Below are 13,219 nucleotides of genomic sequence, written 5' to 3'. Positions count from 1 at the left end.
TTAAATAGGTAGGGTAAATATAGTTAATGCAAGGAATATAAAATGAACGAATTAGGTAAGCAATTAGAGCAGCGTTTTTACCGCTATCTCGCTATTGAAAGCCAAAGTGACGCAGCAAACACGGTTGTTCCAAGCACAGAAGGGCAACGTGAGCTGGCAAAATTATTAGCGCAAGAGCTTGAAAGTTATGGTTTGAAAGATGTTTATATCGATGACCATGCCATCTTATATGCAATGCGCCCAGGCAATAAGCCTTCAGCGCCAAAAATAGGTTTTGTGACTCATTTAGATACTGTTGATGTTGGGTTATCTCCCATCGTTAAGCCTCAAACCTTAAGATATGAAGGCAAAGATTTATGTTTAAATGAAAAAGAAAATATTTGGTTTAAATCAGATGAGCACCCTGAAGCTGCACCTTATATCGGTGAAGAGATTATTTTTAGTGATGGAACTAGCGTACTTGGCGCAGATAATAAAGCCGCTGTAACGGTTGTCATGGAATTAATGAATAAGCTGCAATATGCCGATTTTGATTGTGGGGATATCTACGTTGCGTTTGTACCCGACGAAGAAATTGGCCTACGCGGTTCTAAAATTATGGATTTATCCCGTTTTAACGTTGATTTTGCTTATACCATTGACTGTTGTGCTCTTGGTGAGGTTGTGTACGAAACGTTTAATGCTGCTTCTATTGAAGTTTCAATTAAAGGTATTACCGCACATCCTATGTCAGCTAAGAATGTATTATTGAATCCTATTCGCGTAGCTCATGATTTTATTGGTTGCTTTGATCGTTTTGATACCCCAGAACATACAGAGCATCGCGAAGGCTACTTTTATGTGACAGATTTAATAGCAAATCCTGATAATGCTAAAATTAAAATGGCGATCCGTGATTTTGACCGTCATAGTTTTTCAGCTCGAAAACACTTTATAAAACAAGCGATTGAATTAATAAAAGCGCGTCATCCGCGTGCAAAAATTGAGTGCAACATTGTAGATGTGTATAGCAATATTAGCGACTCATTAGGAGATGACCGTACAGCGATTGATTTAATTTTTGATGCATTGAAAATTCAAGAGGTTGAACCTAAGGTGATCCCAATGCGCGGTGGTACGGATGGCTCTGCTTTATCAGCAAGAGGTATCTTAACCCCAAATTATTTTACTGGTGCACTTAATTTCCACTCATGTTTTGAGTTTTTACCAATCAGCTCTTTTGAGAAAAGCTACTTAGTATCAGAAACCATTTGTCGTTTAGTTGGAAAAAAATAACATATCATTTTATTCTTAATATAAAGGCCACTCAATAAAGTGGCCTTTAATTATTAATACCCATAATTCATTCATGTAAATTATAATTTATTTTTAATAAAACAAAAATAAATAAAAAAGTGTATATGACTTTTTTATTTATTCATTTATTATTTTTCACTATTAGGTTTAAAATCCAATAGGGGTATTAATTGATTAATATTATAATAATTGACGACAGTAATATTGTAATTCGTGGTTTTGAGGCTATTTTTTCACGTCAAATACGTTATAAAATTGTCGCTTCTTTTTCATCACTAGAACACGTGATTACATGGAATAGATGCCAAAAAGCAAATATGATTTTAATCAGTAGTGATAGTTTTCGTTATGACTCACTAAAAACAATCCAGACATTGCGTCGAACTCAACCGGATGTTGGGATCATTATTTACAATGTAAGAAATAACCCTGCATTTTTTTTAAAAGCATTAGATATTGGCATTTTCGGTTTATTGAGTATCAATGTGACAGAAGAAGACATTATTGAAGCTATCCAAATTGTAAGTGTTAAACGGAAAATTATATCGCCGGATATTGCCCAAGACCTTGCTCTACAGCGGTTAGTTTATAGTAATCAACAAGATTTATATGATTTATTATCGGGGCGTGAGTTAGAAATCATGTTAATGATCACTCAGGGAATGCCTATAAAACGGGTAGCGGAGTCACTTTCCTTAAGCCCTAAAACAGTAAATACCTATCGATATCGAATGTTTAGTAAACTTAATATCTGTAGTGATGTAGAATTAACTCATATAGCTATCAGTTATGGTTTAATCACAGCAAAACAGGGTTTACTCGAGTGTCAGAACAGTTCGAACCGAAAGCTTTCTTAAAAACAGTTACTAATCAACCTGGTGTATACCGTATGTATGACGCTGGGGAAACGGTTATATATGTAGGAAAGGCAAAGGATCTTAAGAAACGCTTAGCAAGTTATTTTCGTGAAAATGTGGGTAGCCGCAAAACAGAGCAGTTGGTAAAGCAAATCGCCTCTATTGATGTGACGGTGACTCATACTGAAACAGAAGCGCTATTACTTGAGCACAACTATATTAAGTTGTACCAGCCACGTTATAACGTATTGTTACGTGACGATAAATCTTATCCTTACCTATTTTTAAGCAGTGAAACTCATCCTCGAATTTCGATGCACCGGGGGGCGAAACATGCCAAAGGCGAGTACTTCGGCCCTTTCCCGAGTTCTTATGCGGTAAGGGAAACATTAGCGTTAATGCAGAAGTTATTTCCGATACGTCAATGTGAAGATAGCATGTATCGAAATCGCTCAAGGCCTTGTTTACAATATCAAATTGGTCGTTGCTTAGGTCCCTGTGTTAAAGGGTTGGTTTCCGATGAAGACTATAATCAACAAGTGGAATATGTACGTTTATTTTTAACGGGTAAAGATAAACAAGTTTTGGCTGGTTTAGTTGACCGTATGGAAAAGGCAAGTTTAGCACTACGCTTTGAAGATGCAGCGCGTTTTAGAGATCAAATCCAAGCGGTAAGAGCTGTCACGGAAGAGCAATATGTATCTGGTGATAGCGATGACCTAGATGTTATTGGTGTTTCTTTTGAATCTGGTCTTGCTTGCGTGCATGTACTTTTTATTCGTCAAGGCAAAGTCCTTGGTAGTCGCAGTTATTTCCCTAAAATTCCAGCAGATACACAGCTTGAGGAAGTGGTTCAAACCTTCTTAGGTCAGTTTTATTTGCAAGGAAGTGAAAATAGAACTCTACCTGGCGAAATCTTATTAGATTTTGCATTAACAGAAAAAGAATTATTAGCTGAGTCTCTTTCTGAGATCGCGGGACGTAAAATTCATATTCAAAGTCAGCCACGTGGTGTGAGGGCTCGTTACTTAAAATTAGCGAGAACGAATGCATCAATTGCGCTTTCAACAAAATTAGCGCAACACTCGACGGTGCAACAACGTATGGAAGCACTAGCAAAAGTGGTTAATTTAGAAAACATTAATCGTATGGAGTGTTTTGATATTTCACATACGATGGGGGAGCAAACAGTCGCCTCTTGTGTTGTGTTTGATAAATCGGGCCCGGTGAAATCAGAGTATCGGCGCTATAATATTACAGGGATCACCCCTGGAGACGATTACGCGGCTATGCATCAAGTTTTAACACGGCGTTATGGTAAACACATTGATGAAAGCAAAGTTCCTGACATTATCTTTATTGATGGGGGTAAAGGCCAATTAGGGCAGGCAAGGGATGTGTTTAATTCACTAGAGGTTGATTGGGATAAAAAACACCCATTGCTGATTGGCGTTGCAAAGGGTAGCGACCGTAAAGCGGGGCTTGAAACCTTATTTTTAAAACCAGAAGGCGAAGGTTTTTCATTACCACCTGATTCTCCAGCTTTGCATGTAATCCAACACATCCGAGATGAATCACATAATCATGCGATTACGGGGCATCGACAACGACGAGCAAAAGTCAAAAGTACTAGTGCATTAGAGTCAATTGAGGGGGTTGGCCCGAAACGTCGGCAGATGTTGCTAAAATATATGGGCGGGTTACAACCTTTACGTAATGCAAGTATAGAAGAAATCGCAAAAGTGCCCTCGATCTCATACGCCCTTGCAGAAAAGATTTATAATGCATTGAAACAGTGAGTGTCTTAGGGCAACATATTCATAATATCCAACTTGGTCAAAAAGTTAGTGAGCGTGATGAAATTAAACATACCAACGTGGTTGACATTATTTCGCGTCATCCTAATACCGTTTTTTGTATTAGCCTTTTATCTCCCTGTTACTTGGGGGCCGTTTGCATGCGCGCTTATTTTTGTTATCGCAGCGGTAACTGATTGGTTTGATGGCTTTTTAGCAAGACTGTGGAAGCAGACTACAAAGTTTGGTGCTTTTTTAGATCCTGTTGCTGATAAAGTTATGGTTGCTACAGCGTTAGTGTTAGTCACTGAAAGTTACGATGTTTGGTATGTGACTTTGCCAGCAGCCACCATGATTGCACGTGAAATTATTATTTCTTCTTTACGTGAATGGATGGCAGAGATAGGAAAACGTAGTAGTGTGGCTGTTTCTTGGATTGGTAAATTTAAAACTACTGCTCAGATGATGTCACTGGTCGGTTTATTGTGGCGTCCAACGCCATTGATTGAAAACCTTTCAATCGCACTAATGTATGTTGCAGCTATCTTAACATTCTGGTCAATGTTCCAATATTTAAAGGCTGCATGGGGTGATTTGAGCGAAGCGTGATCGAAATGATTGAAAAAACAGCGAACGATCCAATTATTTCAATAATTGTATTGACTCGATAGGTGAAATCAGTAGAATGCAACGCATCGAACGGCAACATGGTTTACGAAAATAAATAAGTAAATCAGCCAGTTTGAAAAGCATAAGCTGAAAAGTGAAGCTTTACGCGGGAATAGCTCAGTTGGTAGAGCACGACCTTGCCAAGGTCGGGGTCGCGAGTTCGAGTCTCGTTTCCCGCTCCAAATTTCGAAAGAAATTCGGATAAGGCGCGTTAGCAAAGCGGTTATGCACCGGATTGCAAATCCGTGTAGCTCGGTTCGACTCCGGGACGCGCCTCCAAAATTTAGCCCAGGTGGTGAAATCGGTAGACACAAGGGATTTAAAATCCCTCGGCCTTTAGGCTGTGCGGGTTCAAGTCCCGCCCTGGGCACCATCTTAAAGTAATTAAACGCTATTAAGTGTTTTATTTTAAGTTAGCTAATCACAATGTGTTTTATTAAATGCATGGGTTAGTCGGGTAGATTAATAATTTATCCAAGTTTTTGAGAAAAACAATTTAGCCCAGGTGGTGAAATCGGTAGACACAAGGGATTTAAAATCCCTCGGCCTTTAGGCTGTGCGGGTTCAAGTCCCGCCCTGGGCACCATCTCAATTTTAATCAGAAATGATTAAAATTAGCAATTAACCACCTTTAGGTGGTTTTTTTGTATCTAATTCCCTTCAAATATTTAGTATCTGCTGAACTGATGTCGTTTAATTAGGTGTATTTATTCTTTATATTCAATGTGTTTCTTTTGAAATAGCATAAGTATTTTTTATTGTGTCAACTAACGCGAAATTCGTGTAAAAAACCGTAAGTCAGACCGTTCTGTTAGTGTTTTGTGTCACTATTCTGATTCTTAAAGAGGATCAGGCTATGTCTAACATGAAAACTGAAGTTGTAGTTGTACGATTAACTAAACATGAGCGAGCGTTATTAGATACAGTAAAAACAAAACCGTTATTAGCAGATTGGTTGAAAGAAATTGCTATGGCAGAGGCTAAACAACAGGAGAACAAAGAAGAGTAAGGCAGCTTTAACGGTACAGAAATCAATCGAGTCATTTAATATGATGATAGAAAAGTTAATTTTTGATTAATTATTCATTTTTGATAGTATCAAATTAGATGACTTAATTGGAATTTGAGAAGTGATGATAAAAGGAATTTTGTTTACGTTAATACTCGTACTCGCTTCTGGCTGCACAACGAAAAAGCTAGATGCCCCTTATGGGTTTAAGTGGGGGCAAACCCCTGAAGATATAAAAAAATTACAGTTAAAAGGATTGCAATGTACTGAGTTTCAAGAAGGAGGTGCGTTATGTTCATCAGCAAACTCTCCTCAAATAGCAAATAAACTGTTTTTATTGATGTTTTCTCGGGAAAAAAATACTCTAATGCTCGTTTCCTCCCAAGGAAAAGATAGCCGTGACCAATCAGTCATTTTGGCTGAGTATGATGCGATTAACCAGAAAATGTTTGAAGTATATGGTTTGCCAAAGCAAACAATTGAACGCTATAAACGAAATGTTTATTTCTTAGACAAAATATCTGATGACGAAACAACACCATTTAAGCGGGTTTATGAGAAAGATGGCATGCAGATTATGGTCGGTATTGTTAGTAATGCCCATTTTCGCAAAATTCACAATAAAAAAGATATTGTTTACTCAGTGATGGTTATACATAATTTAATACCCCCTAAGCCGCAATAAGCGGCTAGCAAATTATTTAGTACAGGTTATGGTTGTTTATTGTTTCTCTTGGTAATGGTTTTAGGCATATTTTTTACCTCTGGATGAGTTCTTTAATATCTTGCAGTATTTCCCAAATGCGTCATAGGGTTGCTCTGGGAACATGATGATACGTTCCTTAATCTCAACAGCAGATATTTAAAAAATTATATTTCAATGTCTTATATTTGCTGGGGTGATGAGTGCTATAATGACAGTCGCCTTGGCGTCACAAAAATATATGGTCATTAACCTAGAGGAAAAGCAACTAACCTTGAGCGAGAGTTAGATTTATTACGCCGTGTTATTGAAACTCTCAATGATTTAAAATAGGTAATTAGTGGGAAAGTAACCAATAAACTGGTCTGTTCACCCTATTTATTTTCACTCTGTCTTAAGTAAATGGATAATATCAGGTATATTAGACCTTGATTGTTAGCTACCAAGAAAAAATTACTATGATTATCAAACCTAAAATTCGTGGTTTTATCTGCACTACAGCTCATCCAGCAGGCTGTGAAGCCAATGTTCGTGAGCAAATTGCCTACGTGAAATCACGTGGCGAGCTGAAAAATGGCCCTAAGAAAGTTTTAGTTATTGGTGCATCCACCGGTTACGGTCTGGCCTCTCGTATCAACGCCGCATTTGGCAGCGGAGCCGCTACCATTGGTGTATTTTTTGAAAAACCAGGCAGTGAAAGTAAAACTGGTTCTGCGGGCTGGTACAATTCCGCAGGTTTTGACAAAGCAGCGAAAGAAGAAGGCCTGTATGCAAAAAGCATTAATGGTGATGCTTTTTCTGATGAATGCCGTCAAACCGTTATTGATTTGATTAAACAAGACTTAGGCCAAATTGATTTAGTGGTTTATTCATTGGCATCACCAGTGCGTAAAATGCCTGAAACAGGTGAAATTGTACGTTCAGCCTTGAAACCTATTGGTGAACCGTACAAATCTGTTGCGCTGGATACCAACAAAGATGTGTTGATTGAAGCTGTTGTTGAACCCGCCAATGAACAGGAAATCGCAGATACAGTGAAAGTCATGGGTGGCCAAGACTGGGAACTGTGGATGAATGCGTTAGATGAAGCGGGTGTTTTAGCCGATAACGCACAATCTGTAGCTTATTCTTATATTGGTACGGATTTAACATGGCCAATTTATTGGCATGGTACATTAGGTAAAGCAAAAGAAGATTTGGACCGTGCGGCTCATGCAATCAATCAAAAATTGCAAGCCAAGGGTGGGGCAGCGTATGTTGCTGTATTAAAATCTGTTGTAACACAGGCCTCCTCTGCAATTCCTGTCATGCCGTTATATATCTCTATTGTCTTTAAGATTATGAAAGAAAAAGGGATCCATGAAGGCTGTATTGAACAAATTCAACGCTTATTTGCCACTAAGTTATTCAATGACGCAGTGCCAGAGACCGATGAAAAACATCGTCTACGTTTAGATGATTGGGAATTGCGTGATGACGTACAAAACACATGCCGTGAAATTTGGCAGCAGCTTAATGATAACAACATCAATGAATTAACGGATTACCAAGGCTATAAAGCTGAATTTCTCCGTCTGTTTGGCTTTGGCCTAAATGGTGTTGATTATGATGCTGATCTCAGCGGTGAAGTGAATTTTGAAGTGAAAGAGCTAATTTAGTTATATTCGTCTTCATTTTCAATTTATTAGAAACCCGCTACTTGCGGGTTTCTATTTTTAGCTATCTTTGTAAATCATACGCATCTGTTTTATCTTGTTAGTTGAATTATTGCAATACGGTAATTTCACCATCGCGGATAAGAGCTTTAGAAATAACCGTTCCATTTTCATCAAATTCGGTCACTATTCCAACGAGTTTTTCATTTTTAAATGTGCCCGTAATATTGGGTTTATTACTAGGTGTGTCGTGATAAATTATAAATGGCCCTGATAATTTACCTTGCAGTGTGTTGACTTCGATATCGTTACGGCCACTCTCATGGTAAGTGCGGACAGTTCCATGTACCTTGCAGTCTTTGAGTTCAATATGGGATTCAGGCTTGCCATTTTCATAGTAGGTTTTGATATATTTATCAAAACATCCTTTAGATACCCATGTTTTAAATTTTGGCTGACCATTATCGTACTCAACTTCAAATGCTCCTTCAGAAATACCTTTAGGTGCCTCTGTGGAAGGAAAGTCTATTCTTTTTAATTCACTTAAATCTCCAAATTTTGAATCTGAGTTTGAATTAGAATTTGGAGATCCTCCAAGTTGGCACCCAGAAACTAATAAAACTAAAGAAAATAATGCAACAGATTTAATTGGTTTTAGTTTGAACATGTAGCCTCTATTATTGCTGTGAAAAAATAATGGATTCAATTGCATATAAAACTATAGCCTTTTTATGACCACATAGGGTGAGAATTATCCTAAACCATTTATTTTTAATGAGTTCTGGATATTTTAAAAGGGGAACTCAGGTGAATAAAAATTGATGTTAGTCATCTTGATAATAAGGTAATTTAGTCAGTTAATGTGATTTATATAATCAGGGAGTCATAGATGTTAGTTGTTGAAATGTTGAGTACCGGCGATGAGGTTTTACACGGACAAATAATTGATACAAATGCCGCTTGGTTGGCAGACTGTTTTTTTCAACAAGGTCTCCCTTTGAGTAGCAGAACAACGGTTGGTGATAATTTAGATTGTTTAGTCGCTACTTTCCTTGAGCGTAGTTTATCTGCAGATATTCTCATTGTTAACGGCGGGCTTGGGCCAACAAGTGATGATTTAAGCGCCTTGGCGGCGGCTAAAGCTGCGGGAGTTCCATTAGTTGAACATTCTCAGTGGGTTGAAGTCATGGAGCGTTATTTTATTGCCAGAGGGCGGGTTATGCCTGAAACGAATCGTAAACAAGCACTACTCCCTGAAAATGCTGAATTAATTGATAACCCTGTAGGAACGGCTTGTGGCTTTTCTTTAGTCTTGAATGATTGTCTGATTTTTTTTACTCCTGGTGTTCCTTCTGAATTTAAGGTTATGGTGAATGAGCAAATTTTGCCAAGGTTACGAGCACATTTTACATTGCCAGAGCCACCAGTTTGTTTACGCCTAACCAGTTTTGGCCGTAGTGAAAGTAGTCTTGCGAAGCAATTTGATAGCTTACCTTTACCTGAAAACTGTGTTTTAGGCTATCGTTCTTCAATGCCTATTATTGAATTAAAGCTAACGGGACCTGCGTCACAAAAAGAATTGATGGAAAGAGATTGGCAATTAGTGAAGCAAGGAGTAGGGGACAACTTGATATTTGAAGGGACAGAAGGTTTAGCGCAAAAAATTGGCAAATCCCTAAGAGAAAGGAAATTACAAATAATAGTCAGTGAACAATTTAGCGCAGGGCTGTTAAGTTGGACATTAGATTCAGCGGGGATCGCTATTTCTTCCAGTCAAATTTTGCCATCTGACGTGGAACAAACATTGAAAATTTTAGCGCAAAGAGCTCAAAATATAGCAATTAATCATCCTCTATCTATTGGTTTAGTGGTTGGCGAATATAATGAGCAATATTTAAACGTTGCTCTATCAACACCAGATATGTGTTATGCGCAGAGAATTCATTATTTACCAAATAATCATTCACAGAAAGAAAAACAAGAAGTCAGTGTAATGTTAATATTAGATATGTTGTCTCGTTGGTTAAATGGTCGCGAGGTTATTGGCTACTATGAATGGTTAGTACAAACAGAAACACTTATTTTTGAGAGTTAGGTGGTTATGAAGTTAAAAGATTATAAGTATATTTCTGTTCCTGAAGAGAGGCCGTTTCAACCAGAATTTCAGTCAATAATAACAGAATCTATTTATTGGCTGAGTTGCATATTAAAAGACAAGCTCCATAGCATTTATGTGTATGGTAGTGTTGCAAAAGGCTGTGCGAAGCCACAGCAATCAGATTTGGATCTATGCATTGTATTATGTGGTGCCCTTACTCAATTAGAAACAACCAGATTGAATGAAATACAAGTTCAATTAACAGTTAATCACATTGAGGTCAGCAAAATTGATTTTGATATTGGTATTCTTACGGATGTGATGAGTGAGGCTAATCTATATAGTTGGGGATATTGGATTAAGCATCATTGCCGTTGCATTTATGGAGATGACTTAGCAACACATTTTAGCCAATTTGTTCCTTCGCGAGAAATAGCAGAAGCAGTTAATGGCGATTTTGTTAATGTATTGAATGGTTATATCGACCAAATTAATCATTGTCATGATGACTCTGAGCTAAAGTTATTATATCGGGCGGCATCGAGAAAGCTTATTCGTTCCACCAATATATTACGTTGGAAAAATGATAGTGACTGGCCAGAAACATTATTTGAATATATACAAAAATTCGTTCAATATTATCCAGAACGACAAAATGAAATAAATTATTTTTTACGTCAAAGTATAGAGCCTTTTGCTGATGAGGAATTTTTGAAATATTTAGCCCAGTTTATCAGCTGGTTGGATGTTGAACATTCTAATGTTGTTAATAAATGAGCCAATTATGGCTCATCTGGTTGTAGTGCATCAATGATATAATTAATACTTGAAACGCCACTCTTACAAGCTTTGTTTTTTAAAACAGTTGGAGTTTTATCAATGGCCATTTTTACTGAAGATAATTGTTCGGTGTAGGTTTGTGCTCCAATAATCTCTGGATTATTATGTAAGTATTCAATAACTCCATCGACTTTTTGATAAAACTGGTCACACGAGTCGCCATCCGTTTCTAAGATTTTTAGTTCATTAAGAGAATTTGGAATAAGTTGTTTCGTATACTGTTGTACTTGCTCGATATACTTTCCTGACTTTGCTTGCTCAACTATAGTCATCACCTGATTTTTCATATTTAAAAACGAGTAGATAACTGTAATTAAAGCGATAGCTAAAATTATATTGATACTAACACTGATCCAGAGTAAGTGTTTTTTCATTACATTCCTTGAGTGAAAAATAAATCTGCAATAGATAGATAGCTTAGTCGAGTGAATAATCCATGTATGTAAGATTAACACGAAAAAACAAGGTAACCCAATAATAGGCTACCTAGATTACTATAATTAATAGCGGCTATCGGACAGTCAAAACAGAAATTTTTGAATTTTGAATAACCATTGATGCTGTTGAACCTAAAAAGTATGTGGACATACCTGGGCGCCTTGACCCAATAACGATTAAATCAGCAGAAATTTCCTCTGCAACACGTAAGATTTCATCTCTTGGTGTCCCCATTAAAACTTGAGCACTGTATTTATCATTTGGAATATTAAATTCTTTAATTATTTCAGCGAGCTGCTTCGTGACGTTTTCTTGTTCACTATCCGCTTTTTCAGCAAAACCAAATCCCATTGTGGTATAGAAAGGAACAGTAGGAATAATTGCCAAAAAATGAATATGTGCTTTTTCATATTCAGCAAGGTATTGAATATGAGACATAACTAAATGTGCTAAGCTTTTTTCTGTTATATCAATAGGAACTAAAATTTTATTATACATGTTTTTCTCCAGCTTTTATTTATTGAGTTCATGTTGTAATCGGATCATTAGTTTATTAATAGTACGGCAGTTAAACCAGCACATGGCCGAGTTAATCAAAATAATGCTAATTTACGTATAATCATTACATTCTTCGGAATTTATGATAGCGGATCAACGATTCAAATACTTTGACGGCGGAATCAACTTAATCAACTTAATCAACTTAATCAACTTAAAGTAGTATTTATGGGCTGTTTTTCATGCGCTTTGTGCTATACAAAACGTGAATGCTTTGAATCATCATCTTCCTGTTATATGATCTATACATGATTTGTATACACATCATATTGTTGAGGTTGCTTTGGGTATCGTAAAAATTTCAGATGAATTGCATGATTATCTGCGCCATGCGAGCCAGGTTATGTCCCGTTCGATTAATTCACAGGCAGAGTTTTGGATTAAAATTGGTATGCAAGCTGAACTAAACCCGAATAAGACATTTACTATGTTAGTCAATGAAATGTTAGAAAAAGAGTCAATTGAATTAAAAGGAAAAGTTCATGAATAATATTACAATTAAAACAGCAGAAGAAATTGAACTGATGCGTGAGTCTGGACGACTTTTGGCTAGCGTTTTTAAGATGTTGGATTCATTTATTGTACCGGGTATTTCCACAATGGAGATTAATGATAAAGTTGAAAGCTATATCGTTAATGAATTACAAGCAAGGCCTGCTAGTAAAGGGCAATATGGCTACCAATATGTTTTGAATACATCGTTGAATGAAGTCGTTTGTCATGGTGTTCCAAAAACAGATGAAATTTTAAAAGCAAAAGACATCATTAACGTTGATATTACGCTAGAGAAAAATGGCTTTATCGCTGATTCAAGTAAAATGTATGTAATGCCAGAAGCTTCACCACTAGCACGTAAATTAGTTAAAGATACTTATGCTGCTATGTGGGAAGGAATAAAACAAGTTAAACCGGGTGCGACATTGGGTGATATTGGTTCCGCTATTCAACATTATGCGGAATCTAAAGGTTACAGTGTCGTACGAGAATATTGTGGGCATGGTATTGGCCGTGAAATGCATGAAGATCCGCAAGTTCTTCATTACGGTGTACGAGGGAAAGGGGTTGAATTAAAAGAAGGAATGACATTTACGATAGAGCCAATGATTAACCAGGGTGGGATGAAAATTAAAACAAAGAAAGATGGTTGGACGGTCGTAACAAGAGATAAAAAATTATCTGCTCAATCTGAACATACGGTATTAGTCACTAAAGATGGGTATGAAGTTTTAACATTACGTGATGAAGAAAAATAGTGTTAAAAGTAGAATTTACAAGCTTGCGGCCATAAAGGTAGCAAGCT

At 37.0% G+C, this 13,219-nt stretch carries 14 protein-coding genes and 4 tRNA genes; 15 read left to right on the top strand and 3 right to left on the bottom strand.

All coding sequences use genetic code 11. From position 1 onward, the window contains the following. Window positions 1–42: 42 nt before the first annotated feature. From pepT to fabV, 11 genes are all read left to right on the top strand, one after another. Window positions 43–1,275: a peptidase T gene (pepT, locus tag FVA72_RS13025; RefSeq protein ID WP_110591577.1), complete on the top strand. Its 1,233-nt coding sequence runs from the start codon at window positions 43–45 to the stop codon at window positions 1,273–1,275. A 191-nt stretch (window positions 1,276–1,466) separates the two neighbouring features. Next, entirely contained in the window at window positions 1,467–2,153 is a 687-nt protein-coding gene (locus tag FVA72_RS13020) for a LuxR C-terminal-related transcriptional regulator (protein WP_110591578.1), read from the top strand. Next, the gene (gene uvrC / locus FVA72_RS13015; protein WP_110591579.1) at window positions 2,120–3,952 is read left to right on the top strand and encodes an excinuclease ABC subunit UvrC; all 1,833 of its coding nucleotides are present in this window, start codon (window positions 2,120–2,122) and stop codon (window positions 3,950–3,952) included. The genes FVA72_RS13020 and uvrC overlap by 34 nt, the downstream gene beginning before the upstream one ends. A gap of 57 nt (window positions 3,953–4,009) precedes the next feature. Beyond that, window positions 4,010–4,558 carry a CDP-diacylglycerol--glycerol-3-phosphate 3-phosphatidyltransferase gene (pgsA, locus tag FVA72_RS13010; protein WP_004263394.1) on the top strand — a complete coding sequence of 183 codons (549 nt, stop codon included), beginning with the start codon at window positions 4,010–4,012 and terminating at the stop codon, window positions 4,556–4,558. Between the two features lie 166 nt (window positions 4,559–4,724). Beyond that, a tRNA-Gly gene (locus FVA72_RS13005) sits at window positions 4,725–4,800 on the top strand. A gap of 23 nt (window positions 4,801–4,823) precedes the next feature. Next, window positions 4,824–4,897: transfer RNA gene (locus FVA72_RS13000), tRNA-Cys, on the top strand. A gap of 7 nt (window positions 4,898–4,904) precedes the next feature. Continuing rightward, window positions 4,905–4,991, top strand: a tRNA-Leu gene (locus tag FVA72_RS12995). A gap of 126 nt (window positions 4,992–5,117) precedes the next feature. Then, window positions 5,118–5,204 (top strand) — tRNA-Leu (locus FVA72_RS12990). 270 nt (window positions 5,205–5,474) lie between these two features. Next, complete coding sequence (locus tag FVA72_RS12985; RefSeq protein ID WP_036958643.1) at window positions 5,475–5,627, top strand: hypothetical protein; 153 nt, start codon at window positions 5,475–5,477, stop codon at window positions 5,625–5,627. Window positions 5,628–5,751: 124 nt separating this feature from the next. Beyond that, complete coding sequence (locus FVA72_RS12980) at window positions 5,752–6,312, top strand: hypothetical protein (protein ID WP_004263412.1); 561 nt, start codon at window positions 5,752–5,754, stop codon at window positions 6,310–6,312. Between the two features lie 476 nt (window positions 6,313–6,788). After that, a complete protein-coding gene (gene fabV, locus FVA72_RS12975; protein ID WP_004263421.1) occupies window positions 6,789–7,988 on the top strand; it encodes an enoyl-ACP reductase FabV in 1,200 nt (399 codons plus the stop codon). A gap of 106 nt (window positions 7,989–8,094) precedes the next feature. Here the strand turns inward: fabV and FVA72_RS12970 are convergent, their stop codons facing one another. Next, a complete protein-coding gene (locus FVA72_RS12970; protein WP_004263425.1) occupies window positions 8,095–8,652 on the bottom strand; it encodes a toxin-antitoxin system YwqK family antitoxin in 558 nt (185 codons plus the stop codon). 222 nt (window positions 8,653–8,874) lie between these two features. On the opposite strand from FVA72_RS12970, the gene FVA72_RS12965 reads away from it, so the two are divergent. Both FVA72_RS12965 and FVA72_RS12960 read left to right on the top strand, forming a co-directional pair. Then, window positions 8,875–10,080, top strand: a complete 1,206-nt coding sequence (locus FVA72_RS12965) for a nicotinamide mononucleotide deamidase-related protein YfaY (RefSeq protein ID WP_110591580.1) — start codon at window positions 8,875–8,877, stop codon at window positions 10,078–10,080. A 6-nt stretch (window positions 10,081–10,086) separates the two neighbouring features. Further along, a complete protein-coding gene (locus FVA72_RS12960; protein ID WP_096863925.1) occupies window positions 10,087–10,860 on the top strand; it encodes a nucleotidyltransferase domain-containing protein in 774 nt (257 codons plus the stop codon). A gap of 5 nt (window positions 10,861–10,865) precedes the next feature. Here the strand turns inward: FVA72_RS12960 and FVA72_RS12955 are convergent, their stop codons facing one another. After that, window positions 10,866–11,297 carry a hypothetical protein gene (locus tag FVA72_RS12955; protein ID WP_110591581.1) on the bottom strand — a complete coding sequence of 144 codons (432 nt, stop codon included), beginning with the start codon at window positions 11,295–11,297 and terminating at the stop codon, window positions 10,866–10,868. 136 nt (window positions 11,298–11,433) lie between these two features. Continuing rightward, window positions 11,434–11,859, bottom strand: coding sequence for a universal stress protein (locus FVA72_RS12950; protein WP_096863927.1), 426 nt, complete (start codon window positions 11,857–11,859; stop codon window positions 11,434–11,436). Between the two features lie 343 nt (window positions 11,860–12,202). On the opposite strand from FVA72_RS12950, the gene FVA72_RS12945 reads away from it, so the two are divergent. Both FVA72_RS12945 and map read left to right on the top strand, forming a co-directional pair. Further along, entirely contained in the window at window positions 12,203–12,409 is a 207-nt protein-coding gene (locus tag FVA72_RS12945) for a ParD-like family protein (protein WP_036958645.1), read from the top strand. Continuing rightward, the gene (map, locus tag FVA72_RS12940) at window positions 12,402–13,172 is read left to right on the top strand and encodes a type I methionyl aminopeptidase (RefSeq protein ID WP_004263445.1); all 771 of its coding nucleotides are present in this window, start codon (window positions 12,402–12,404) and stop codon (window positions 13,170–13,172) included. The genes FVA72_RS12945 and map overlap by 8 nt, the downstream gene beginning before the upstream one ends. The last annotated feature ends 47 nt before the right edge of the window (window positions 13,173–13,219 follow it).

The sequence above is a fragment of the Providencia sp. PROV061 genome, assembly GCF_011045655.1.
Classification (GTDB): domain Bacteria; phylum Pseudomonadota; class Gammaproteobacteria; order Enterobacterales; family Enterobacteriaceae; genus Providencia; species Providencia hangzhouensis.
The sequence above is the reverse complement of the archived record's forward strand: the minus strand, read 5'-3'. Positions and strand labels throughout refer to the sequence as shown.